The 22,631-nt window shown below is 73.5% G+C and carries 22 protein-coding genes; 6 read left to right on the plus strand and 16 right to left on the minus strand.

The window, feature by feature from the left end:
• Positions 1–148 precede the first annotated feature (148 nt).
• Positions 149–859 (plus strand): class I SAM-dependent methyltransferase, encoded by a 711-nt coding sequence (locus OG974_RS15805; protein WP_328762716.1) that lies wholly within the window; start codon positions 149–151, stop codon positions 857–859.
• Between the two features lie 13 nt (positions 860–872).
• On the opposite strand, the gene era is transcribed toward OG974_RS15805, so the two are convergent.
• From era to OG974_RS15820, 3 genes are all read right to left on the minus strand, one after another.
• Entirely contained in the window at positions 873–1,823 is a 951-nt protein-coding gene (era, locus tag OG974_RS15810; RefSeq protein ID WP_327285641.1) for a GTPase Era, read from the minus strand.
• Positions 1,824–2,758: 935 nt separating this feature from the next.
• Entirely contained in the window at positions 2,759–4,138 is a 1,380-nt protein-coding gene (locus tag OG974_RS15815) for a beta-xylosidase (protein WP_371643482.1), read from the minus strand.
• Between the two features lie 23 nt (positions 4,139–4,161).
• On the minus strand, positions 4,162–5,205 hold the full coding sequence (locus OG974_RS15820; RefSeq protein WP_329313499.1) for a helix-turn-helix domain-containing protein: 1,044 nt from the start codon (positions 5,203–5,205) through the stop codon (positions 4,162–4,164).
• Between the two features lie 71 nt (positions 5,206–5,276).
• Here OG974_RS15820 and OG974_RS15825 point away from each other — a divergent pair, with 71 nt between their 5' ends.
• Together OG974_RS15825 and OG974_RS15830 are read left to right on the plus strand one after the other, a co-directional pair.
• A complete protein-coding gene (locus OG974_RS15825; protein ID WP_328762721.1) occupies positions 5,277–6,578 on the plus strand; it encodes an MFS transporter in 1,302 nt (433 codons plus the stop codon).
• A complete protein-coding gene (locus OG974_RS15830; RefSeq protein WP_327283363.1) occupies positions 6,575–7,231 on the plus strand; it encodes a class I SAM-dependent methyltransferase in 657 nt (218 codons plus the stop codon). Before OG974_RS15825 ends, OG974_RS15830 begins: the two co-directional genes overlap by 4 nt.
• Before the next feature lie 452 nt (positions 7,232–7,683).
• On the opposite strand, the gene OG974_RS15835 is transcribed toward OG974_RS15830, so the two are convergent.
• From OG974_RS15835 to OG974_RS15860, 6 genes are all read right to left on the minus strand, one after another.
• Positions 7,684–8,040: a cytidine deaminase gene (locus tag OG974_RS15835; protein WP_327283364.1), complete on the minus strand. Its 357-nt coding sequence runs from the start codon at positions 8,038–8,040 to the stop codon at positions 7,684–7,686.
• Positions 8,041–8,112: 72 nt separating this feature from the next.
• Positions 8,113–8,466: an MmcQ/YjbR family DNA-binding protein gene (locus OG974_RS15840; RefSeq protein WP_327283365.1), complete on the minus strand. Its 354-nt coding sequence runs from the start codon at positions 8,464–8,466 to the stop codon at positions 8,113–8,115.
• Positions 8,463–9,767: a hemolysin family protein gene (locus OG974_RS15845; RefSeq protein ID WP_327283366.1), complete on the minus strand. Its 1,305-nt coding sequence runs from the start codon at positions 9,765–9,767 to the stop codon at positions 8,463–8,465. The genes OG974_RS15840 and OG974_RS15845 overlap by 4 nt, the downstream gene beginning before the upstream one ends.
• Positions 9,764–10,261: an rRNA maturation RNase YbeY gene (gene ybeY / locus OG974_RS15850; protein ID WP_030862467.1), complete on the minus strand. Its 498-nt coding sequence runs from the start codon at positions 10,259–10,261 to the stop codon at positions 9,764–9,766. The genes OG974_RS15845 and ybeY overlap by 4 nt, the downstream gene beginning before the upstream one ends.
• 13 nt (positions 10,262–10,274) lie before the next feature.
• On the minus strand, positions 10,275–11,318 hold the full coding sequence (locus tag OG974_RS15855) for a PhoH family protein (protein ID WP_327283367.1): 1,044 nt from the start codon (positions 11,316–11,318) through the stop codon (positions 10,275–10,277).
• A 140-nt stretch (positions 11,319–11,458) separates the two neighbouring features.
• On the minus strand, positions 11,459–12,625 hold the full coding sequence (locus OG974_RS15860; protein ID WP_371643485.1) for a PfkB family carbohydrate kinase: 1,167 nt from the start codon (positions 12,623–12,625) through the stop codon (positions 11,459–11,461).
• Between the two features lie 145 nt (positions 12,626–12,770).
• Here OG974_RS15860 and OG974_RS15865 point away from each other — a divergent pair, with 145 nt between their 5' ends.
• The gene (locus OG974_RS15865) at positions 12,771–14,099 is read left to right on the plus strand and encodes an MFS transporter (protein ID WP_327283369.1); all 1,329 of its coding nucleotides are present in this window, start codon (positions 12,771–12,773) and stop codon (positions 14,097–14,099) included.
• Here OG974_RS15865 and OG974_RS15870 read toward each other — a convergent pair.
• From OG974_RS15870 to hrcA, 6 genes are all read right to left on the minus strand, one after another.
• Entirely contained in the window at positions 14,096–15,001 is a 906-nt protein-coding gene (locus OG974_RS15870) for a ribonuclease Z (RefSeq protein ID WP_327283370.1), read from the minus strand. The genes OG974_RS15865 and OG974_RS15870 overlap by 4 nt on opposite strands.
• Positions 15,002–15,004: 3 nt before the next feature.
• Positions 15,005–15,364 (minus strand): histidine triad nucleotide-binding protein, encoded by a 360-nt coding sequence (locus OG974_RS15875; protein ID WP_327283371.1) that lies wholly within the window; start codon positions 15,362–15,364, stop codon positions 15,005–15,007.
• A 99-nt stretch (positions 15,365–15,463) separates the two neighbouring features.
• Positions 15,464–16,207, minus strand: coding sequence for a 16S rRNA (uracil(1498)-N(3))-methyltransferase (locus tag OG974_RS15880; protein ID WP_327283372.1), 744 nt, complete (start codon positions 16,205–16,207; stop codon positions 15,464–15,466).
• On the minus strand, positions 16,204–17,295 hold the full coding sequence (locus tag OG974_RS15885; protein ID WP_327283373.1) for a nitronate monooxygenase: 1,092 nt from the start codon (positions 17,293–17,295) through the stop codon (positions 16,204–16,206). The genes OG974_RS15880 and OG974_RS15885 overlap by 4 nt, the downstream gene beginning before the upstream one ends.
• Before the next feature lie 147 nt (positions 17,296–17,442).
• Positions 17,443–18,582 carry a molecular chaperone DnaJ gene (gene dnaJ, locus OG974_RS15890; RefSeq protein WP_327283374.1) on the minus strand — a complete coding sequence of 380 codons (1,140 nt, stop codon included), beginning with the start codon at positions 18,580–18,582 and terminating at the stop codon, positions 17,443–17,445.
• Positions 18,583–19,599 (minus strand): heat-inducible transcriptional repressor HrcA, encoded by a 1,017-nt coding sequence (hrcA, locus tag OG974_RS15895; protein WP_327283375.1) that lies wholly within the window; start codon positions 19,597–19,599, stop codon positions 18,583–18,585.
• A gap of 156 nt (positions 19,600–19,755) precedes the next feature.
• Between hrcA and OG974_RS15900 the strand changes: the two genes are divergently transcribed.
• Together OG974_RS15900 and OG974_RS15905 are read left to right on the plus strand one after the other, a co-directional pair.
• Positions 19,756–20,481 (plus strand): MBL fold metallo-hydrolase, encoded by a 726-nt coding sequence (locus OG974_RS15900; protein WP_371643488.1) that lies wholly within the window; start codon positions 19,756–19,758, stop codon positions 20,479–20,481.
• 28 nt (positions 20,482–20,509) lie between these two features.
• Positions 20,510–21,316 (plus strand): DUF3097 domain-containing protein, encoded by an 807-nt coding sequence (locus tag OG974_RS15905; RefSeq protein ID WP_327283377.1) that lies wholly within the window; start codon positions 20,510–20,512, stop codon positions 21,314–21,316.
• A 47-nt stretch (positions 21,317–21,363) separates the two neighbouring features.
• Here OG974_RS15905 and hemW read toward each other — a convergent pair whose 3' ends face one another.
• Positions 21,364–22,596 (minus strand): radical SAM family heme chaperone HemW, encoded by a 1,233-nt coding sequence (hemW, locus tag OG974_RS15910; protein ID WP_327283378.1) that lies wholly within the window; start codon positions 22,594–22,596, stop codon positions 21,364–21,366.
• Positions 22,597–22,631 lie beyond the last annotated feature (35 nt).

The following is a 22,631-nucleotide window of genomic DNA, read 5'->3' on the forward strand; positions in this document are numbered from 1 at the left end:
CCTTGCCCGGGTGGCCGAAACCAGCCCCTGACCGGGCCGCGGTGGAGGCCCGCCCGGGCGATTTGCCGGAACGGCAACGATGTTTGCCCGGGTGTCGGGCACCGGCGCAGCATCGAGGGGACAGGCACCCGCAGGGAAGAGGTCCCCCATGTCGCAGCACCGGCAGCACCAAGCGCCCGAGTCCGCGCCCACGTCCGCGTCCGCGCCCGCATCACCGTCCGAGTCCGCGTCACCGTCCGAGTTCGTGGGCGAGCAGTTCTGGGACTCCCGCTACCGCGAGGGCAACCGGATCTGGAGCGGCGACGCCAACGCCGTCCTCGTCCGGGAGGTCGCGGACCTCACGCCCGGCCGAGCCCTCGACCTCGGCTGCGGCGAAGGGGCCGACGCCGTCTGGCTGGCCCACCGGGGCTGGCGGGTCACCGGGACCGACATCTCGGGCGTCGCCCTGGAGCGGGCCGCCGGGCACGCCGCCGACGCGGGTGTGGCCGACCGGGTCGAGTGGCAGCGGCACGACCTCGCCGAGTCCTTCCCCGCCGGGGAGTTCGACCTCGTCTCCGCGTGCTTCCTGCACTCGTTCGGGGACTTCCCCCGCGAGCGGATCCTGCGCGCCGCCGCCTCCGCGGTGGCCCCCGGCGGAATCCTGCTGATCGCCGGGCACGCCGGTTGGCCGGCCTGGCAGCAGGACTCGCGCCCCGAGGTCCACTTCCCGACCCCGGACGAAGTCGTGGCACAGCTGGAGCTGCCCGAGGGCGCGTGGGAGGTCCTGCTCGCCGAGGAGCACGAACGGGTCCAGACCCGGCCTGACGGCCGGCCCGGGACCCGTACGGACAACGCGGTGAAGGTGCGACGGCTCGGTTAGCGGGACCGCAGGGTCAGAAGCCGAGCTTGCGCAGCTGCTTGGGGTCGCGCTGCCAGTCCTTCGCGACCTTGACGTGCAGGTCGAGGAAGACCGGGGTGCCGAGCAGCGCCTCGATGTGCTTGCGCGACTTCATCCCGACCTCCTTGAGCCGGGAGCCCTTCGGGCCGATGATGATGCCCTTCTGGCTGGGCCGCTCGATGTAGACGTTCGCGTGGATGTCCAGCAGCGGGCGGTCCGCCGGGCGGTTCTCCCGGGGGATCATTTCCTCGACCACGACGGCGATGGAGTGCGGGAGCTCGTCCCGTACGCCCTCCAGCGCGGCCTCGCGGATCAGCTCCGCGACCATCACCATCTCGGGCTCGTCGGTGAGGTCGCCCTCCGGGTACAGCGGCGGGCTCTCCGGCAGCAGCGGCGCGATCAGGTCGGCCAGCAGCTGGACCTGGGTGTCACCGACCGCCGAGACCGGGACGATCTCGGCCCACTCGAAGCCGAGCTCGGCGCCGAGCTGGTGCACAGCGAGGAGCTGCTCGGCCAGCTGCTTGGACTCGACCAGGTCGGTCTTGGTGATGATGGCGATCTTGGGGGTCTTCTTGATCCCCGCGAGCTCCTTGGCGATGAATTTGTCGCCGGGGCCGAGCTTCTGGTCGGCCGGCAGGCAGAAGCCGATCACGTCGACCTCGGCCCACGTGGTCCGCACGACGTCGTTCAGGCGCTCGCCGAGCAGCGTGCGCGGCTTGTGCAGGCCGGGCGTGTCGACCAGGACGAGCTGGGCGTCGGGGCGGTGCACGATGCCGCGGACGGTGTGGCGGGTGGTCTGCGGCCGGTTGGAGGTGATCGCGACCTTGGTGCCCACGAGTGCGTTGGTCAGGGTCGACTTCCCCGCGTTGGGGCGGCCGACGAAGCAGGCGAAGCCCGCACGGTGCGGGCTGGTGGACTCGGGGGAACGATCGCTCATACGGGCCATTCTCCCCGATGCGGGTCCCAGCGCCGACCAGCCCGCCGCGACGAGGGCGACGGCGCCGGCAAGTACGGCCACCAAAGGGGGCCGGGCGGCGTACGGGGTGAGCGCCCGGTCGACGGTTCCCGCGGCCTCGGCGCGCACCGAGACCTCGGCCCACTCGACGGCGGGCGGGTGCTCCCACCTGGTGCCGAGCCGGACTTCCTGGCCGGGGAGCAGCTCTGCGGGGAGCCCGGTGAGCTCGCGGCCGAGCAGACGGCGGCCGAGGGCTCCCGAGGCGGTGAGGGTGGCGCGGGGGCGCAGGGTGACGTTGCCGATGTTGTGGAGCGTGTACGAGACCCCGGTGCCGGAGGCGCGCAGGTCCTCGACGGCCAGGGCGGGGGCGGTGGGGCCGGCCACCCTCAGGTACAGCCGGGCGGCGACGGCCTGGCGGACGCCGATCCCCGCGGCGGGGGCGGCGGCCGTCTCCTCCAGGGCCACGATGGCGCCGGGGTGGTCGCCCGGTTCGGCCCGGTCGGGGACGGTGAGGCTGAAGCCGACGCTCACGGACCCGCCGGCCGGGACGGTGACCCGCTCCCGGGCGAGCCTGGCCCAGGCGGCGGTGGCACGGCGGGGCTCGTCGGGGCCGCGGAGCGCGAAGCCGCCGTCGCGGGCGGTGTTGTAGGCGTCGGCGGCGTAGAGGCGGAAGGTGCGGGGGCGGTCGGTGCGGTTGGTGACGGTGACGGCGTCGTCGACGGTCCCGCCGGGGGCGGCGGCCAGGTAGAAGCAGGGCCGCTGGGCCACGCTCGTGGCGGCGGGGAGCACGGACCACTGCCCGTCGTCGGCAGCGGCCGTCCCGGGGGTCAGGAGCAGCACGGCTGCGCCGATCACGCCGCCGAGCAGCGCCACCCCGACCGGCCGGGCCCGCCGTGCCACGGCCCGGGGGACCCGCGGCACGGGGGTCACGAGAGGGTCAGGGTCAGGACCGCCCGGTACGCGCCCGGCGGGGTGTACGGGGGGAGGGTGAGGGTGACCGTCGCATCGATCGTGAACGTCCCGCCCACCTGCGCGGCGTCGGGCGAGAAGGCGAGCACCGCGCCCTCCGGGCCGACCGCCCCCGGGCTGCCGGGCGCGCACCGGCTCGGGCTGCCCGCCGCAGCCGTGCAGGTCGGGGTCCAGCGCAGCGAAGCCCCCGGGACGCGGACCCCGCCCGGGCCCGTGAAGTCCGTGACCTTGCCGATCAGCGTCCATCCCGCCGGGCCGCCCCGCGCGTCCTTGACGGTGACCGTGCCGATCCGGCCGGGGGCCGCGCCGCCCTCTCCGTACGGGACCGCGCCCAGCGCGATCGACTCGCCCTCCTGGTTCATCGACAGCGCGCCCGGCTCGACCACCACCGTCACCTTCCGGGTACCCGGCGGCGGCGGGGGCGCGTCCTCGATCACCGTGTACGCCGCCGGGCCCGAGCCCTGCTGCGCCGACCATGCCGGGCCCTCGTACGCGACCACCGCCGTCGTCGTCCGGTCCGACACCGGCAGCTGCGCCAGGACCGCGCCGTGCTCGTCCGCCGTGACCGCCACCCGGTCCGCGGTCCCGGCGGCGCCCGCCCGGCCGGCCACGGTCACGGCCGCGCCCGGAGCGAAGCCGGCGCCGGTGACCGTGACCTCGGCGCCGGGTTTCCCGTACGCCGCGGCGAGCGCGACCGACCGCAGGTTGGCCCGGGGCAGCGGGCTCGCGGTGAGCCGCTCGGACACCGGCGCCCCGGTGACGGTGCAGACGGTGTCCAGGTCCAGGAGGTGACTGGTGTGCAGGGTGTAGCCGCCCGGGGCCAGGGTGATCTCGCCGGGCGCGGTGACGGTGAACGTGCCGGTCATGGTGACGGCGGGCAGTTCCGCACCTGCCTGGACGGGGTCGTTCCGCTTCGCTCCCACGACCGTGACCTCACCGCTCTGCGCACCCCCCAGCAGGATCCGCCCGGTCGGGGTCAGCGCATCGGCCGGGAGTTCGGTGCCGACCGGGTTCACCGCGGGGGTCCGGGCCACCTGGTACGTCACGGTGACCGTGTCGCCGAGCTTCGGCGCCGGGTCGTCGACGGTGATGCGGGCCGTGGTCGGCCCGTCGGCGGGCGGCAGTCCGGCCTCCTGCGGCGGCAGGCAGTGCGTCGGGAACTCGACCTGCCCCGGGGGACCGGCAGTCGAACCGGCTACTTCGGCGGCGGGCGCACCGGGCGCGACCCCGGTCGTGGCAGCCAGCACCGCCACGCCGACGGCCACCGACCATCTCCTGCTGCCCGCCCGTGTTCGCACGGCCCGCCCCCTGGGTTCCTCGCGCCGACAGGGGGCCATTCACGAGCGGACGACGGGAGAAGTCAATGCACGGACCCGGCACCAACTGATGGCCCATCAGGAGATGGCAGCCTCTCGTCGCCGCTCCCGCCCCCACCCCCGCTCGTCGCGCGGAACGTGCGCCGGTACGCCGTGGGGCTCACCCCCAGCGCCGCCTGGACGTGCTTGCGCAGCGACTGCGCCGTCCCGAACCCGGTCTCCCGCGCCACCTGTTCCATCGGCAGGTCCGTCTTCTCCAACAACCGCCGGGCCCGCTCCACCCGCTGCCCGACGATCCACTCGCCCGGGCTGACCCCGGACTCCTCCCGGAACCGGCGCGTGAACGTCCGTACCGACATGGCCTCTTGGCGGGCCAGGTCGACCAGCCGCACCGGCTCGTGCAGCCGGTCCAGCACCCAGGCGCGGGCCGCCGCCGTACTGGCCAGCTGCGGCTGCGGCACCGGCCGGTCGATGAACTGGGCCTGCCCGCCGTCCCGGTGGGGCGGTACGACGGTCCGCCGGGCCACGTCGTTGGCGACGGCGGCCCCGTGGTCGCGGCGCACGATGTGCAGGCACAGGTCGATGCCGGCGGCGACCCCCGCCGAGGTCAGCACGTCCCCGTCGTCGGTGTAGAGCACGCCGGCGTCCACCCGTACGGCCGGGAAGAGGCGCTGGAAGTGCTCGGCGTGCGCCCAGTGGGTGGTGGCCGGGCGGCCGTCCAGGAACCCGGCGGCGGCCAGCACGTACCCGCCCGTGCAGATGGAGACGAGCCGCGTCCCGGGCCGGATGTACGCGAGCGCCGCGGCGAGCCCGTCGCCGAGCCGGCCGTGCTCGTACACCGGCCCCAGCTCGTACGAGGCGGGCACCACCACGGTGTCGGCCGTGGCCAGCAGCTCGGGTCCGTGCTCGACCTGGACCGCGAAATCGGCGTCCGTGCGCACCGGCCCGGCGGCCAGGGCGCAGGTGAGGATCTCGTACAGGGGCTGCCCGGTGGAGTCCTTGGCGCGGCCGAAGATCCGGTGCGGGATGCCGAGCTCGAAGGGCAGCAGCCCCGTGAGCGCGAGGACGACGACGCGATGAGGGGCCATGGCCCGATCATATCGAAGGGTGTCGGTCAGGCCACTGTCGTACGGGGGCTCCCCGGCCGGAAGCTTTCTGCGTGACCCAGACAGCTCCCCACCCCGCCCCGCACACCCCCGGTCCGGCCCCGGCATCCCCGGGGCGCGTCCACCGCGCGTGGTTCGTCGCGGCCGTCGCCTTCGTGACGATCATCGGCGCCGCGGCCTTCGCCTCCCTCCCCGGCCTGCTCATCGAGCCGCTGCACGAGGAGTTCGACTGGTCGCGGGGCACGATCGGCCTCGCCGTCTCGGTGAACCTCGCCCTGTACGGGCTGACCGCACCCTTCGCCGCCGCCCTGATGGACCGTTTCGGCATCCGCAAGGTGGTGGCCCTGGCCCTGCTCGTCATATCCGGCGGCACGGTGGCCACGCTGTGGATGACGACGCCCTGGCAGCTGGTGCTGTTCTGGGGCGTACTGGTGGGCCTGGGCAGCGGCTCCATGGCGCTGGCCTTCGCGGCGACCGTCACCAATCGCTGGTTCACCGCCCGGCGCGGCCTCGTCACCGGCATCCTGACCGCGGCCGGCGCCTCCGGGCAGTTGATCTTCCTGCCGCTGCTGTCCTGGCTGGTGGTGCACCACGGCTGGCGTCCGGCGGCCGTAACGGTGTCGCTGGCGGCGCTGGTGGTCGTCCCGTTCGTCTGGCTGCTGCTGCGCGATCACCCGGCCGACGTGGGGCTCGCCCCGTACGGGGGCACCTGGGCCGAGAAGCCGGCGCCGGCCGTGGGCGCGGCGCGGCGAGCGGTGACGGTGCTGTTCAAGGCGGCCCGGACCGGCCCCTTCTGGCTGCTCGCGGGCACCTTCGCGATCTGCGGGGCGTCGACCAACGGGCTGGTCAAGACCCACTTCGTACCGGCGGCGCACGACCACGGCATGCCGGTGACGGCGGCCGCGGGACTGCTCGCGGTGATCGGCGTGTTCGACGTGATCGGCACCATCGCCTCCGGCTGGTTCACGGACCGCTTCGAGGCGCGCCGCCTGCTCGCGGTGTACTACGCGCTGCGCGGGATCTCGCTGCTCTTCCTGCCGATGCTGCTGGCGCCGTCCGTGCACCCGCCGATGGTCTTCTTCATCGTCTTCTACGGGCTGGACTGGGTCGCCACCGTCCCGCCGACCATCGCGCTGTGCCGCGAGCACTACGGGGAGGACAGCGCGATCGTCTTCGGCTGGGTCCTGGCCTCCCACCAGGTGGGCGCGGCGCTGGTGGCGTTCCTGGGCGGCCTGGCCCGTGACGCCTTCGGCTCGTACGACCTGGTCTGGTACGCCTCGGGCGCGCTGTGCGCGATGGCCGCGCTGATGGCCATGGTGATCCGCCGCCGCGCCCATGATCCACTCACTGCGTGACCACACTGACGCAGCGCGCCTTCGAGGCGATCGGCAGGTTCAACGACGCCCACCCCTGGGACCACAACGCCCACTACCACCGATGGATACTGCGGCAGCTGCCCGGCCGGTTCGGCAGGGCGCTGGACGTGGGCTCCGGCAGCGGGGACCTGGCCCGGCTCCTGGCCGGCCGGGCCCCGGCGGTGGACGCCATCGACGCCGATGCGGCGATCGTCGCCCGGGCACGGCAGCTGACCGCGCCGGGCACCCCGGTGACGTTCTCCGTGGGGGACGCGCTGACGGAGCTCCCACCGGGGCCGTACGACGTCATCACCTGCGTCGCCACGATCCACCACCTGCCGTTCGGCGAGGCCCTGCGGCTCCTGCGCCGACGCCTGGCGCCGGGCGGGACCCTGGTCGTCGTCGGTCTCGCGCGGGCGCAGACCCCGGGCGACCACCTGCTCGGCGCGGCTGCGATTCCGCTCAACGCCGCCCTGGGCTGGATCAAGAACAAGGGGCGTACGGCTCCCCGGCCGCCCTCGATGACCGCCCCGACCCGCCCGGCGGACATGGGCTTCCGGGCCGTCGTCCGCGAGGCCGGGGCCGTACTGCCGGGCGCACGGCTGCGCCGGAGGCTGTTCTGGCGCTACACCCTGGTCTGGCGCCAAAGCTGACGGGTACGAGGTCCGGCGGACGCAAGGCCCGGCAGGCACGAAGCCCCGCGGACGCAAGGCCCGGCGGGCACGAAGCCCCACGGACGCAAGGCCGGCAGGCACAAGGTCCAGCAGGCACGAAACCCAGCGGACGCAAGGCCCGGCAGGCACGAAGCCCCGCAGGCACGAGGTCCGGCGGACGCGAAGCCCAGCGGACGCAAGGCCCGGCAGGCACGAAACCCGGCGGGTGCGAGGTCCGGCAGGCACAAGGTCCAGCAGGCACGAAGCCCGGCGGACGCGAAGCCCAGCGGACGCAAGGCCCGGCGGGCACGAAGCCCCGCAGGCACGAAACCCAGCGGGCACATGGTCCGGCGGGTGCGAAGGATGCCGGACGAGAAGGCCCGTGGGCGCGAAGGCTGCCGGGCGGGAAGGCCGACGGACGCCCGGCCTACCGGCCCGACGGGTCGACCGGGTCAGGAGCCTGCCGGGGTGGTGGACTTGAGGGAGCCGTCCGGGGCCGCCAGGAGGACCGGGGTGGCCGGGCCACCGAGGTCGCGGACCGCCGCGCGGTCGGCTTCGGCCACCGCCTCCACCGAGCTGACCACGGCCGCGGCCTCCAGGGACTCGGCCCCGCTCGCCACCGCCATCGCGACCGCCGTTTGCAGGGCGCTCAACTTCAGGGACTCCAGGTCCACCGTCCCGGCGACGTAGGTACGGCCCGTCTCGTCCCGCACCGCCGCGCCCTCGGGCACCCCGTTGCGGGCCCGGGCGCTGCGCGCCAGCGTGATGATCTTGCTGTCCTCGGGGTTGATCCCGGTGGTGTCGGTCATGGTCGAAAGCATAGGGAGCGCCTCGGCGGGGCCGCGCAACGACCCCGCCCCACCTTCACGGCCGGTCGGGCCTCACGGCCGGTCGAGTCGCAGCCGCTCCGCCCTCGGCAGGCCCGCCACCACCAGGTCGTACGAGTCCTCGATCAGCTCCCGCACCAGCGCGTCCGGCAGCCCGCCGACCGTCACCGTGTTCCAGTGCCGCTTGTTCATGTGCCAGCCCGGCGCGACCGCTTCGTGCTCCGCACGCAGCCGTACCGCCTGCTCCGGCTCGCACTTGAGGTTCACGGTCAGCGGGTCCCCGTCCAGCCCGGACAACGCGAACATCTTGCCGAGCACCTTGAACACCGAGGTTTCCGGGCCGAAGGGGAACTCCTCCACCGCCGCGTTGAAACCCAGGCAGAACGCACGCAGCTCCGCCGGTGTCATTCGCCCTCCCCGCCCTCTCCCGCCGCCGGAGCCACCGGCTCCACCAGCACCGTCACGATCTTGTTCCTCCGGCCCGCCGGGGACTCGGCCGTCAGCCGCAGCGGCCGCCCGTCCGGCAGCTCCACGAGCGCCGAGGCGCCCGCGATCGGGACCCGGCCCAGCGCCTTCGCCAGCAGCCCGCCGACCGTCTCCACGTCCTCGTCGTCGAAGTCCTCGACCTTGAACAGTTCGCCGAGGTCGGTGATGTCCAGGCGCGCCGTCACCCGGTAGCGGTCCTCGCCGAGGTCCTCGACGGGCGCGAGCTCGCGGTCGTACTCGTCGGTGATCTCGCCGACGATCTCCTCAAGGATGTCCTCGATGGTGACGATGCCGGCCGTGCCGCCGTACTCGTCGATGACCACGGCCACGTGGTTGCGCACCTGCTGCATCTCCCGCAGCAGATCTCCCGCGTTCTTGGTGTCCGGCACGAAAACCGCCGGCCGCATCGCCGTCGTCACCAGGTCGGCCTCCGCCTCCCGGCTGATGTGCGTCTTGCGGACCAGGTCCTTCAAATACACGACGCCGACGATGTCGTCCTCGTTCTCCCCGGTCACCGGGATGCGCGAGAAGCCCGACCGCAGGGCCAGCGTGGTCGCCTGACGGACCGTCTTGTACCGCTCTATGCAGACCAGGTCGGTCCGCGGCACCATCACCTCGCGCACCAGCGTGTCGCCGAGCTCGAAAACCTGGTGCACCATCCGGCGCTCCTCGTCCTCGATCAGCGACTCCTTCTCCGCCAGGTCGACCATCGCGCGCAGCTCCGCCTCGGAGGCGAACGGCCCCTTGCGGAAGCCCTTTCCGGGCGTGAGCGCGTTGCCGATGAGGATCAGCAGCTGCGGGATGGGCCCCATGACGCGGGCGAGCGGGACCAGGACGTAGGAGGCCGCCGTCGCCGTGTTGAGGGGGTGCTGGCGGCCGATGGTGCGCGGGGAGACCCCGACGGCCACGAACGACACCAGCACCATCACCGCGATCGCGACGAGCAGCGCTTTCCAGTTGTCGCCGAATTCGTCGAGGCAGACGTACGTGACCAGCACGCCGGCCGCCATCTCGCAGGTGACACGCACGAGCAGCGCCACATTGAGGTAGCGGGTCGGGTCGGCGGCGACCTGCGCGAGCTTCTCGCTGCCGCGCCGGCCCTCCCGTACGGCCTGCTCCGCGCGGAAGCTGGAGATCCGGGCGATCCCGGACTCGGCGCACGCCGCGAACCAAGCCACCACCACTAGCAGCACCGCGCCGGTGATCAGCTGCGGGGCGGTCACGAGACGGTCGGGGCCGGGGACGGACCGGTCATGCCGCGCTCACCGCGCCAGCCGTCGACGATGGCCGCCTGGAGGCCGAACATCTCGGCCTTCTCGTCCGGCTCCTCGTGGTCGTACCCGAGCAGGTGCAGCACCCCGTGGACGGTCAGGAGCTGGAGCTCCTCGTCCATGGAGTGCTGGGTCGGGGCGTCCTCGCCCTGCTTCTTCGCCACTTCGGGGCAGAGCACGATGTCGCCGAGGAGCCCCTGCGGGGGCTCCTCGTCGTCCTTCGCCGGCGGACGGAGCTCGTCCATCGGGAAGGACATGACGTCGGTGGGACCCGGCAGGTCCATCCACTGGATGTGGAGCTGCTCCATGGCGTCCTCGTCGACGACGATGACGGAGAGCTCGGACAGCGGGTGGATCCGCATCCGGGTGAGCGCGTAGCGGGCGATGTCGAGGATCGCCCGCTCGTCGACCTCGGTTCCGGACTCGTTGTTGACGTCGATCGACATGGTGCGCTGGGTTCTACTTCCGCTGGTAGCCGTTCCGGGACTGGGCGTCCTGGGTGTCGTCGTACTTCTCGTACGCATCGACGATACGGCCGACCAGCTTGTGCCGGACGACATCCTCGGACGTGAGCCGCGAGAAGTGGATGTCCGGGACCCCTTCGAGGATCGTCTGGACCTGGCGCAGACCCGACTTGGTGCCGCCGGGAAGGTCGACCTGGGTGATGTCACCGGTGATGACGATCTTCGAATCGAAGCCGAGACGGGTCAGGAACATCTTCATCTGTTCCGGGCTCGTGTTCTGCGCCTCGTCGAGGACGACGAAGGCCTCGTTGAGCGTCCGGCCGCGCATGTACGCGAGCGGCGCCACCTCGATGGTCCCGGCCGCCATGAGCCGGGGGATCGAATCCGGGTCGATCATGTCGTGCAGTGCGTCGTACAGCGGGCGCAGGTACGGGTCGATCTTGTCGAAGAGCGTGCCCGGCAGGAAGCCGAGCCGCTCTCCCGCCTCGACGGCGGGGCGGGTCAAGATGATGCGGCTGACCTGCTTGGACTGGAGCGCCTGGACCGCCTTGGCCATGGCGAGGTACGTCTTGCCGGTACCGGCGGGGCCGATGCCGAACACGATCGTGTTCTTGTCGATCGCGTCGACGTACCGCTTCTGGTTGAGGGTCTTGGGGCGGATGGTGCGGCCACGGCTGGAGAGGATGTTCTGGGTGAGTACCTCTGCGGGCGTCTCGTCCGGCCCGTTGCCGTTACCGCTCGCCTTGAGCATGGCGATCGAGCGTTCCACTGCGTCCTCCGTCATCGGCTGCCCGGTGCGGAGCACCAGCATCATCTCGTCGAACAGGCGCTGGATCAGGGAGACTTCCGCCGTGTCTCCGACCGCGCTGACCTGATTGCCCCGAACATGGATGTCAGCCTTCGGGAAGGCCTTCTCGATCACGCGCAACAGGGCGTCACCCGAGCCGAGCACCGTGACCATCGGGTGCCTGGCCGGAACGGTGAAGTGGGCTCGCGCCTGCCCCGGCGCCGGTGTCTGGGCTGTGGGTGTCTGAGTCATGGGCCGGCACTGTGGCCTGCACATACCTCCCGCTGAGGGGCCTCGCCGATCGACGACCTCCGGAGTACCAAGGGTACGACTCCGCCGGACCATCCCCGAGGGGTTTTCCCCGCCCCGCCGCCCCCGGCGCCGGGCACCCCTCAGACCGGGTGGCGGAAGCCGATGGTCGGGACCGCCCTGCGCCGGGGGGCGGTCTCCGCACCCGGCGGGACCAGCGCGTCCAGGAAGGCGTAGCGCGGCCGCAGGGCCTCGGGGGCCGCGCGCCACCAGTGGGCCACCTCCGGCCAGCCCGGGGCGGACAGCGAGCCGCCGAACTCCTGGACCGAGAGGGCCGCCGTCAGGCCCGCGAACGCCAGCCGGTCCGCCAACGGCCACCCCGCCAGGGTGCCGGTGACGAAGCCCGCCACGTAGACGTCGCCCGCCCCCGTCGGATCCAGCGCGTCCACCGTGATCCCGGGGACCTCCGCCGTCTCCCCGGTCCGCCCGTCCACCGCGCACGAGCCCTCCGCGCCCATGGTCACCACCGCGACCGGCACCTTCCGCGCGAGCGCCCGCGCCGCCGCCCGCGGACAGTCCGTGCGCGTGTACCGCATCGCCTCCCCCGCGTTCGGCAAGAACGCCTCGCAGTGCTCCAGGTCGGCCAGGGCGTCCAGGTCCCAGCGCCCGCTCTCGTCCCACCCCACGTCCGCGAAGACCCGGGCCCCGCGCCGCGCCGCCTCCGCGATCCACGCGTCCGTCCGCCCCTGCCCCAGCGAGGCCACGGCGGCCCGGGTGCGCGGCGGGCACTGCGGGAACGGCCCCGGGCCAGCCGGGGGCGGGGCCTCGTGGCCGTGCGAGACCATCGTGCGCTCCCCCTCGTACGCCATCGAGACCGTGACCGGGCTGTGCCAGCCGGGGATGGTCCGCGACATGGACAGGTCGATGCCCTCGCCCTGCTCCAGCGCGTCCCAGCAGTACTCGCCGTAGTGGTCGTCGCCGAACGCCGCGGCGAGCGAGGTGCGCAGGCCGAGCCGGGCCAGCGCGGTGGCCATGTTGGCCACTCCCCCGGGGCTGGAACCCATGCCGCGCGCCCAGGACTCCGTACCGCGGACGGGGGCCGAGTCGAGGCCGGTGAAGATGATGTCGAGGAAGACCGTGCCGGTCAGGTAGACGTCGAACCCCGGTTCGGCGGGGTCCCGCAACGGGCCGAGCGGATCCACGGCTGCGCTGCGGCTGGTGCGGCTGTCCCGACTGGTCACGGTGTACTCCCCGTTTGGTGCGAAGGCTCGTTTCTGCAAGCGGGCATTCGATGGAAAGCTGCCAGCCATGCCCGTCCCCGACAGGGCCAAAACCCAGTGTGTCGCACATCACTCTCGTGCCGCTCTTCTCCGGGTCGTGGACCACTTGATAGACAAAGGCGCCGCGGTTCCGCGGAACACCCCGCCCCACCTGCGCACCACCGGGAAAACCTCCGTGTCCGACAACACCTCCGCGCCGCCCGCCGCCTGGCCCCTGGTGGCCCTCTTCACCGCCGGATACACCGCCTCGTACCTGCTCCCGACCGTCGTCGGACGGCTCGACGCCCACCTCCCGCTGAGTCCCGCTCAGGCCGGGCTCGTCGGTACCGCCCTGCTGCTCGGCTCCGCCACGGCCGGCTTCACCCTGGCCTCCCGCATCCCCCGCCACGGGCCCCGCCCGCTGGCCCGGCTCGGGCTGCTGCTCGCCGCCCTGGGCTACGGCACGGCGGCCTCGACCGCCCTGATCCCGCTGGTGGTCGCGGGCGTCGTCGTCGGCGGCTTCGGTTCCGGTACCGCCACCGCAGTGGCCGCCGCCGGCATCGCCGGGCAGCGCGATCCGCGCCGCACCTCGTCCCTCGGGCTGCTGTCGGTCTCGGCGACCGCGGGGGCGCTGTACCTGACCCTGCCGCGCCTGGGCGGCGGCCACGGGCTGCCGTTCGCGGCCATCGCCCTGGTCGCGGCACTGGTCTGGCCGGCGACCGGCCGACTCGGCGGGCCCACCCGCCCGGGTCCTTCCGTACGGGGCTCCGGGCGGCCGCCGCACCCGCGCGCCGGGGCGGTGCTGACGGGCTGCCTGCTGTTCTGGTCGCTGTCCCAGGAGGCCCTGTGGGGCGTCAGCGGCCGGATCGGCGCCGAGCAGGCGGGCCTGCCCGAGGCCACCCTGGGCGTCGTCTTCGCCGTGGCGCTGGGCGCGGGCCTGCTCGGGGTCACGGCCGCCTCCGCGTTCGGCGCCGGGCTGGGGCGGGCGTTCCCGGTCGGCGCGGGCACGGCGGCCATCGCGGGCTGCATCGTGCTGACCTCCGCCGCGGACGGGCTCGCCGGGTTCGCCACCGGGGAGATCCTGTGGAACGCGGTGTACCCGGTGGTCCTCTCGTACGTGATCGGCCTCGCGGCGACCCTGGACCCGCGCGGCCGCTGGGCGGTGCTCGCCGGGGCCGCCTCCTCGCTGGGAACGGCCTGCGGGCCCGTGGCGGGCAGCCTGCTCGCCGAGGCGTTCGGCTTCCCGGGCATGGGGCTGGTGCTGGGCGCCCTGCTGCTCGCGGTGGCCGGCCCGCTGACCGCCGTCGCGCTGCGCGCGGGCGCCCGCCCGGCGGCTGCGGCCGAGGAGCCGGTCCGCCGCGGCGGGACGGCCCCGGCGGCGCACCCCGGGACGGGGGCCGGGACCGGGGCCGGGCCGGAGCCGGCGGGCGCGCCCGTCCGCGTACGCCGCACCCCGCGCCGGGTGCTGCTGCTCTCACCGGCGGCCCGCCGCTCCCGCGACCGGGAGCGCGAACGGTCCGGCTAGCCGCGCTTCGGCAGGGGGACCCGTACGAGGTCCGCGGCGATCGTCAGTTCGCCCTCGAAGCCGGCCGCGCGGGCCTGGCGTTCGAACTCCTGCGGGTCCGAGTAGCGCTGCGAGAAGTGCGTCAGCACGAGGTGCCGTACACCCGCGTCGCGCGCCGCCCGGGCCGCCTGGCCGGCGGTGAGGTGCCCGTGGTCGGTGGCCAGCGCCTCGTCCTCGTCGAGGAACGTGGACTCGATCACGAGCATGTCGCAGCCCGCGGCGAGCTCGTCCACGCCGGGGCACAGCCGGGTGTCCATGACGAACGCGAAGCTCTGCCCGGGCCTCGGCTCGCTGACGTCGTCGAGAGTGACCCCGCCCAGCTGCCCCTCGCGCTGGATGCGGCCCACGTCGGGGCCCTTGATCCCGTGCCGCGCGAGCAGTTCGGGCACCATGCGGCGGCCGTCCGGCTCGGTGAGCCGGTAGCCGAAGGACTCGACCGGGTGCGAGAGCAGACGGGCTTCGAGGGTGTACGAGGGCCCCCGGGCCAGCGTCCCGTCCCCGGCCACCGGTTGCTCGCCGAGCGCGACGGTCTCCCGGTAGGCGGTGGCGTACCGCAGCCGGTCGAAGAACTTCTGCCCGGAGGCCGGGTAGTGGGCGGTGACGGGGTGCGGGACCCGGTCCAGGTTGATGCGCTGGATCACCCCGGCGAGACCGAGGCTGTGGTCCCCGTGGAAGTGGGTGATGCAGATCCGGTTGATGTCGTGGGCGGCCACCCCGGCGCGCAGCATCTGGCGCTGGGTGCCCTCGCCCGGGTCGAAGAGGATCCCCTCGCCGTCCCAGCGCAGGAGGTAGCCGTTGTGGTTGCGGTGACGGGTGGGCACCTGGCTGGCGGTGCCCAGCACCACGAATTCGCGTACGGACACGGTCTATCCGGGGGGCCACTGGAGACCGCGGCCGCCGAGGACGTGCGCGTGCGCGTGGAAGACGGTCTGGCCGGCGCCGGCGCCGGTGTTGAACACGACGCGGTAGCCGTGGTCGTCGACCTTCTCCTCGGCCGCGATCCGTCCGGCCTCGGCCAGCAGGTCGGCGGCGACGGCCGGCTCGGCGGCGGCGAGCGAGGCGGCGTCGGGGTAGTGCACGCGGGGAATCACGAGGACGTGCGTGGGCGCCTGCGGGTTGATGTCCCGGAAGGCGAAGGTCGTCTCGGTCTCCCGGACCACGGTCGCCGGGATGCTCCCCGCGACGATCTTGCAGAACAGGCAGTCCGCCTGCGGTTCCCCGGCCATTGCTTCGCCTTCCGTGACAGTGGCGTTGACGGGCCGTCGACGCCGGTGTTGATCAGCCCGGGCATCGTATCCGGCGCCGTCGGCGCCCTCACGTGCGTTTCAGGACCAGCGGCCGGTGCGCGCCAGGAGGACCGCCGTCGCCGCGGTGCCGGCGGTGGAGGTGCGCAGGACCGAGGAGCCCAGGCGGTGGGGGTGGGCGCCGGCCTCCGCGAAGACGGCCAGCTCCTCCGGCGAGACCCCACCCTCGGGGCCGACCACCAGGACGACGGAGCCGCCGGCCGGGAGCTCGGCCGTGGCCAGGGCCCCCGAGGGTGCGTCCCGGTCCTCGTGCAGGACCATCGCCAGGTCGGCGCCGGCCAGCAGCGCCGCGACCTGCTTCGTGGACATGGCCTCCGCCACCTCCGGGAAGCGCACCCGGCGGGACTGCTTGCCCGCCTCCCGGGCCGTGGCCCGCCATTTGGCCAGGGACTTGGCGCCGCGGTCGCCGCGCCACTGGGTGATGCAGCGCGAGGCCTGCCAGGGGACGATGGCGTCCACGCCGGTCTCGGTCATGGTCTCGACGGCGAGCTCGCCGCGGTCCCCCTTGGGCAGGGCCTGGACGACGGTGATCCGCACGGCAGGTTCCGGTTCCCGGCCGGTGGCGGACACCGAGACGACCAGCCGGTCCTTGCCCTCGGCGGCCTTGACCACGGCCTGCGCCCAGCCACCGCGGCCGTCCGTGAGGACCACCGCCTCACCGGGGTTCAGCCGTTTCACGGACACCGCGTGCCGGCCTTCCGGGCCGTCGAGCACGAACTCCGGCCCCGCGGGGACCTCTTCGACCACGAACACGGGGGCGGTCATGACGTACTCCTCTTCTGCATTTCCTTCAACGCGCTGCGGGCCTCGGCCAGTTCGGCCGCCAGCACCTCCATCAGCTCCCCCGCGGGCAGCGCCCGGGCCAGCCGGTGGCCCTGGCCCGCCCACAGGGCCATGCCCTGCGGGTCCCCGGCCGCGGCCGCGGCTTTGCGCAGCCCGGCGGTCATGTGGTGGATCTGCGGGTACGCGGCCGGGGCGTACGGCCCGTGCTCCCGCATGAACCGGTTCACCAGGCCCCGGGCCGGTCGTCCCGAGAACGCCCTGGTCAGCTCGGTGTGGGGGAACAGGGGGTCCGTCAGCGCCTTCTTGTGCAGCGGGTGCGCGCCCGATTCGGGGCAGGCCAGGAACGCGGTGCCGAGCTGCGCCGCCTCCGCGCCCGCCGCCAGCAGCGCCGCGATCTGCGAGCCCCGCATCAGACCGCCCGCCGCGATGATCGGGAGGGCCACGGCCTCCCGTACCTGCGCGACGAGCGCGAGCAGGCCCACGCCCGCCGTGCCGTCCGCCTGCGGGTCGTCGCGGTGGGTGCCCTGGTGGCCGCCCGCCTCCACGCCCTGGACGCAGACGGCGTCGGCGCCCGCGGCCTGGGCGGCGCGCGCCTCCTCGACCGAGGTGACGGTGACGACGGAGTACGTGCCCGCCTTGCGCAGGGCGGCGAGGACGGCGGGCACGGGAACGCCGAAGGTGAACGAGACCACGGGAACCGGGTCTTCGAGGAGGATCGCGAGCTTGGCGTCGTAGCCGTCGTCGCTGGTGCCGATGATGTCCTCGTCGGCCAGGGACACGTCGTACCAGCCGGCCTCGCCGGCCAGCTGCCCGCGGTACGCCTCCACGGCGGCCGGGTCCACGTAGCCGGTCTGCGGCATGAAGAGGTTCACGCCGAACGGGCGCCGGGTGAGCGCGCGCAGCCTCTTGATCTCCTGGTACATGCCGTCGGCGGTCTTGTAGCCGCCGGCCAGGAAGCCCAGTCCGCCCGCCTCGCACACGGCGGCGGCGAGCGGCGGACAGGAGGCGCCGCCCGCCATGGGAGCCTGCACGATCGGGTACGGGGAGAGACCGTTCGGTGCGGAGGACATGGACTGCATCGTGCCACGTCCCGCGCACCGGGCCGAATCACCGCATTCGCCTGGCATAGTCCGCTCCGCCGGAGGCGTCCGGATCAATGCGCCGAGCCCGGTCCGGGGCATCCCCGGACCGGGCTCGTACATGCGCTCGCGGGCCGGTCAGCGGCCGTTGAAGGCGTCCTTCAGGCGGCTGAACAGGCCCTGCTGACCCGGCGCGAACTGGCCCATGGGCCGCTCCTCGCCGCGCAGCTTGGCGAGCTGGCGCAGCAGCTCCTCCTGCTGGGCGTCCAGCTTGGTCGGCGTGGTGACCTCGACGTGGACGATCAGATCGCCGCGGCCGCCGCCGCGCAGGTGCGTGACGCCGCGCCCGTGCAGCGGGATGGCCTGGCCCGACCCGGTGCCGGGACGGATGTCGATCTCCTCCAATCCGTCCAGCGTCTCCAACGGGCATTTGGTGCCCAGGGCCGCTGCCGTCATGGGGATGGTCACCGTGCAGTGCAGGTCGTCCCCGCGCCGCTGGAAGGTCGGGTGCGACAGCTCGTGGATCTCCACGTACAGGTCGCCGGCGGGGCCGCCGCCGGGGCCGACCTCGCCCTCGCCCGCGAGTTGGATCCGGGTGCCGTTCTCGACACCGGCCGGGATCTTGACCGTGAGGCTGCGGCGGGAGCGGACCCGGCCGTCGCCCGCGCACTCGGGGCACGGGGTCGGGACCACGGTGCCGAAGCCCTGGCACTGGGGGCAGGGGCGCGAGGTCATGACCTGGCCCAGGAAGGACCGGGTGACCTGCGACACCTCACCGCGGCCACGGCACATGTCACACGTCTGCGCCGAGGTGCCGGGGGCGGCACCCTCGCCGGAGCAGGTGGTGCAGACGACGGCCGTGTCGACCTGGATGTCCTTGGTCGTGCCGAAGGCGGCCTCGTCCAGTTCCAGGTCGAGGCGGATCATGGCGTCCTGGCCGCGGCGGGTCCGCGAGCGCGGGCCGCGCTGCGAGGCCTGGCCGAAGAAGGCGTCCATGATGTCGGAGAAGTTGCCGAAGCCGCCCGCACCGAAGCCGCCCGCACCGCCACCGCCGCCGGAGGAGGACAGCGGGTCGCCGCCGAGGTCGTAGACCTGCTTCTTCTGCGGGTCCGAGAGCACCTCGTACGCGGCGTTGATCTCCTTGAAGCGCTCCTGCGTCTTCGGATCCGGATTCACGTCCGGGTGGAGTTCGCGCGCGAGGCGGCGGAAAGCCTTCTTGATCTCGTCCTGCGATGCGTCGCGGCGCACGCCGAGAACGGCGTAGTAGTCCGTGGCCACTTACGACTCCGCCAGGATCTGTCCGACGTAACGTGCCACTGCGCGTACCGCTCCCATCGTTCCGGGGTAGTCCATGCGGGTCGGTCCGACCACGCCGAGTTTGGCGACAGTTTCGCCGCCCGAACCGTAGCCGACCGAGACGACGGACGTGGAGTTCAGTCCCTCGTAGGCATTCTCATGCCCGATCCGTACGGCCATCCCCGACTCGTTGGCCTCGCCCAGCAGCTTGAGGAGCACGACCTGCTCCTCCAGCGCTTCGAGCACCGGCCTGATCGTCAGGGGAAAATCATGTCCGAAGCGCGTGAGATTGGCGGTTCCGCCGATCATCAGCCGCTCCTCGGCCTCTTCGACCAGCGTCTCCAGCAGGGTCGCGAGCACGGTCGACACCGTGCTGCGGTCCTCCGGTTCGAACGACTCCGGCAGATCCTGCACGAGCTGCGGCACGTCGGTGAACCGGCGGCCGACGACCCGACTGTTGAGCCGCGCCCGAAGATCGGCGAGCGAGGTCTCGCCGAACGGCGTCTGACAGTCGACGAGCCGCTGCTCGACCCGGCCCGTGTCGGTGATCAGCACGAGCATGAGCCGGGCCGGAGCCAGCGACAGCAGCTCGACGTGCCGGACCGTGGACCGGGTCAGGCTCGGGTACTGGACGACGGCGACCTGCCGGGTGAGCTGCGCCAGCAGCCGCACCGTCCGGCCGACGACGTCGTCGAGGTCGACGGCGCCGTCGAGGAAGTTCTGGATGGCCCGGCGTTCGGGCGTCGACAGGGGTTTGACACCCGCCAGCTTGTCGACGAACAGCCGGTAGCCCTTGTCCGTGGGGATCCGGCCGGCGCTGGTGTGGGGCTGGGCGATGTAGCCCTCCTCCTCCAGCACGGCCATGTCGTTGCGCACGGTGGCGGGCGAGACGCCGAGCCGGTGCCGCTCGGTGAGCGCCTTGGAGCCGACCGGCTCCTCCGTCCCGACGTAGTCCTGGACGATGGCGCGCAGCACCTCAAGTCTGCGTTCGCTGAGCATGGCGCACACCTCCAGCTGGTCGTCGGTGAATCGTCGTGGTCGGTTTCATCTGCTGCGTTGGCACTCCGGGCGTTCGAGTGCCAGAGATCCCCCGGCCAGTGTACGGCCGGGTAGTCAGCCCCTGGCAAGGGCGGCCCGCCAGGGTAGCGTCCCTGCATGGACGTGCATTGGGAAGAGGCGGGCTGGGAGCGGCTGACCGGGCGGACCGGGCGGCGGCGGCTTCCGGTGTGGGACTGCACCGTGGGACTGGTGGTGGGGGACGAATCGGTCCTCCTGATCGATCCGGGCTCGTGCGTGCGGGAGGGTGCGCAGCTGCGGGCCGAGGCGCAGCGACTGACGGGCCGGCGCGTGACGCATATCGCATTCACGCACGGGCATTTCGATCACGTACTGGGCGTGGCGGCGTTCTCCGGCGCCGAGGTCTTCGGGGCGGTCGGGCTCGACGCCGAACTGTCGACCGGCCGCGAGGAGCTGCGCGCCGGTGCGGTCCGCCAGGGGCTGGCGGAGGCCGAGGCCGCCGAAGCGGTGGACCTGCTGGTGGTGCCGAGGCATTCGGTGTCGGGCGAATGGACGCTGGAGCTGGGCGGGGTCCAGGTCCTGCTGGCGAACGTCGGCCCCGGGCACACCCGGCACGACCTGGCGGTGTTCGTCCCCGGAGAGCGCGAGGTGGTGTTCTGCGGGGACCTCGTCGAGGAGTCGGGCGAACCCCAGGCGGGCAGTGACGCCGTGCCGGCGCAGTGGCCGGCGGCCATGGGCCGGCTGCTGTCGCTGGGCGGCGACGACGCCCTGTACGTGCCGGGTCACGGAGCGGTGGTCTCCGCGGACTTCGTCCGTGCGCAACGCGACACACTGGCACGGCGGTTCGGCGTGTCGGACGCGTGAGCGCCGCCTCTCTCGTAGCGTCGGCCGGATGCGTGAGTACTCCCCCGACCTGACCCCGCAGTGGAAGCGCGCCAAGGCCGTCCCGCAGGTGCCGGCCGAGCCCGACCTGGTGGTCGAGGTGGCGGGTACGGACTTCTGCGGCGCGGTGGTGGCCTGCGAGGCGGGCACGGTGACCCTGGAGGACCGCTTCGGCAAGCGCCGGGTGTTCCCGCTGGAACCGCGGGGGTTCCTGCTGGAGGGCGCCGTGGTGACGCTGACCCGCCCCTCACGGGCCCCTCAGGCGCCCCTGCGCACCGCCTCGGGCTCCGTGGCGGTCCCGGGGGCGCGCGCCCGCGTGGCGCGCGCCGGGCGGATCTACGTCGAGGGCCGGCACGACGCCGAGCTGGTGGAGCGGGTCTGGGGCGACGACCTGCGGATCGAAGGCGTGGTGGTGGAGTACCTGGAGGGCATCGACGACCTCCCGGCCATCGTGGCGGAGTTCGACCCGGCCCCGGACGCCCGTCTGGGGATCCTGGTGGACCACCTGGTCCCGGGCTCGAAGGAGTCCCGCATCGCGGCGGCGGTGACCTCCCCGGACGTACTGGTCGTCGGCCACCCGTACGTGGACGTGTGGCAGGCGGTGAAGCCCTCCGCACTGGGCATCGGGGCGTGGCCGGTGGTGCCGCGGGGCCAGGACTGGAAGACGGGCGTCTGCCGGGCCCTGGGCTGGCCGGAGAACACCGGGGCGGCGTGGCAGCACATCCTGTCCCGCGTGGCGTCCTACAAGGACCTGGAGCCGACCCTGCTGGGCTCGGTGGAGCACCTGATCGACCACGTCACGGCTCCGGCCGACTAGCCCCGGCCGACGGGTCGGCCGGTCGACCCGGCTCGTCGAGCCGTCGGCTAGTCGACCAGGTCGCGGACCACCGCGTCGGCCAGGAGCCGCCCCCGCAGGGTCAGCACGGCCCGGCCGCCCTCGTACGGCCCCGGCTCCAGGAGCCCGTCCGCGAGGGCCTTGCGGGACGCCGTGAGCCCGGCCGGGGCCAGCAGGGACAGCGGGGCCCCGTCGACCAGCCGGAGCTCCAGCAGGATCCGCTCCACCCGCCGGTCCTCCGCGGACAGCAGCTCGCGCCCCGCGCCCGGGGAACGGCCCTCGGCCAGGGCGGCGGCGTAGGCCCCGGGGTGCTTCACGTTCCACCACCGCACTCCGCCGACGTGCGAGTGCGCGCCGGGCCCCGCGCCCCACCAGTCGGCGCCGCGCCAGTACAGCTCGTTGTGCAGGCAGCGGCCCGCCTCCGTGGTGGCCCAGTTGGAGACCTCGTACCAGGAGTAGCCGGCCTCGGCCATCACCGAGTCCGCGATCAGGTACCGGTCCGCGTGCACGTCGTCGTCGGTCATCGGGACCTCGCCCCGCCGGATCCGGCGCGCCAGCTGGGTGCCCTCCTCGACGATCAGCGCGTACGCGCTGATGTGGTCGGGCCCGGCCCCCAGCGCGGCCGTCAGCGACGCCCGCCAGTCCTCGTCCGACTCCCCCGGCGTCCCGTAGATCAGGTCCAGGTTGACGTGTTCGAAGCCCGCCGCCCGCGCCTCCGCGACGCACGCCTCGGGCCGGCCCGGTGTGTGCGTGCGGTCGAGCACCTTCAGGACGTGCTGCTTCGCGCTCTGCATGCCGAACGAGATCCGGTTGAAGCCGCCCGCCCGCAGCTCCGCCAGGTACTGCGGGTTCACCGACTCCGGATTGGCCTCCGTGGTGACCTCGGCGTCCTCGGCCAGGCCGAATTCGTCGCGGATCGCCGCGAGCATCCGTACGAGGTCGGCGGCCGGCAGCAGCGTCGGCGTGCCGCCGCCCACGAACACCGTGCGGACGGCCCGCGGGTCGTCCCCGAGCACCTTGCGGGCGAGGCGGACCTCGTCGATCAGGGTGTCGGCGTAGTTCTCCCGGGAGGCGAGCACGCCGCCGGTGCCGCGCAGCTCGGTCGCGGTGTACGTGTTGAAGTCGCAGTACCCGCACCGCGTGGCGCAGTACGGGACGTGCAGGTAGAACCCGAGCGGCCGGTCCCCGGCACCCGCCAGGGCATGCGACGGCAGCGAGCCGTCTTCGGGCATGGGGTCACCGTCGGGCAGTGCGGAAGGCATGCCCCCATTGTCCCGCACCCGCCGCCGGGCCGGTC

The organism is Streptomyces sp. NBC_00597, assembly GCF_041431095.1.
In the GTDB taxonomy this organism is placed as follows: Bacteria; Actinomycetota; Actinomycetes; order Streptomycetales; family Streptomycetaceae; genus Streptomyces.

Bases quoted from the DNA above. Each gene is read 5' to 3' on its own strand.
- OG974_RS15805 (WP_328762716.1), top strand. From the start codon at position 149: ATGTCGCAGCACCGGCAGCACCAAGCGCCCGAGTCCGCGCCCACGTCC.
- era (WP_327285641.1), bottom strand. From the start codon at position 1,823: ATGGCCCGTATGAGCGATCGTTCCCCCGAGTCCACCAGCCCGCACCGT.
- OG974_RS15815 (WP_371643482.1), bottom strand. From the start codon at position 4,138: ATGGCCCCCTGTCGGCGCGAGGAACCCAGGGGGCGGGCCGTGCGAACA.
- OG974_RS15820 (WP_329313499.1), bottom strand. From the start codon at position 5,205: ATGGCCCCTCATCGCGTCGTCGTCCTCGCGCTCACGGGGCTGCTGCCC.
- OG974_RS15835 (WP_327283364.1), bottom strand. From the start codon at position 8,040: ATGACCGACACCACCGGGATCAACCCCGAGGACAGCAAGATCATCACG.
- OG974_RS15840 (WP_327283365.1), bottom strand. From the start codon at position 8,466: ATGACACCGGCGGAGCTGCGTGCGTTCTGCCTGGGTTTCAACGCGGCG.
- ybeY (WP_030862467.1), bottom strand. From the start codon at position 10,261: ATGTCGATCGACGTCAACAACGAGTCCGGAACCGAGGTCGACGAGCGG.
- OG974_RS15855 (WP_327283367.1), bottom strand. From the start codon at position 11,318: ATGACTCAGACACCCACAGCCCAGACACCGGCGCCGGGGCAGGCGCGA.
- OG974_RS15860 (WP_371643485.1), bottom strand. From the start codon at position 12,625: ATGGCTGGCAGCTTTCCATCGAATGCCCGCTTGCAGAAACGAGCCTTC.
- OG974_RS15875 (WP_327283371.1), bottom strand. From the start codon at position 15,364: ATGGCCGGGGAACCGCAGGCGGACTGCCTGTTCTGCAAGATCGTCGCG.
- OG974_RS15880 (WP_327283372.1), bottom strand. From the start codon at position 16,207: ATGACCGCCCCCGTGTTCGTGGTCGAAGAGGTCCCCGCGGGGCCGGAG.
- OG974_RS15885 (WP_327283373.1), bottom strand. From the start codon at position 17,295: ATGTCCTCCGCACCGAACGGTCTCTCCCCGTACCCGATCGTGCAGGCT.
- hrcA (WP_327283375.1), bottom strand. From the start codon at position 19,599: ATGCTCAGCGAACGCAGACTTGAGGTGCTGCGCGCCATCGTCCAGGAC.
- OG974_RS15900 (WP_371643488.1), top strand. From the start codon at position 19,756: ATGGACGTGCATTGGGAAGAGGCGGGCTGGGAGCGGCTGACCGGGCGG.
- OG974_RS15905 (WP_327283377.1), top strand. From the start codon at position 20,510: ATGCGTGAGTACTCCCCCGACCTGACCCCGCAGTGGAAGCGCGCCAAG.
- hemW (WP_327283378.1), bottom strand. From the start codon at position 22,596: ATGCCTTCCGCACTGCCCGACGGTGACCCCATGCCCGAAGACGGCTCG.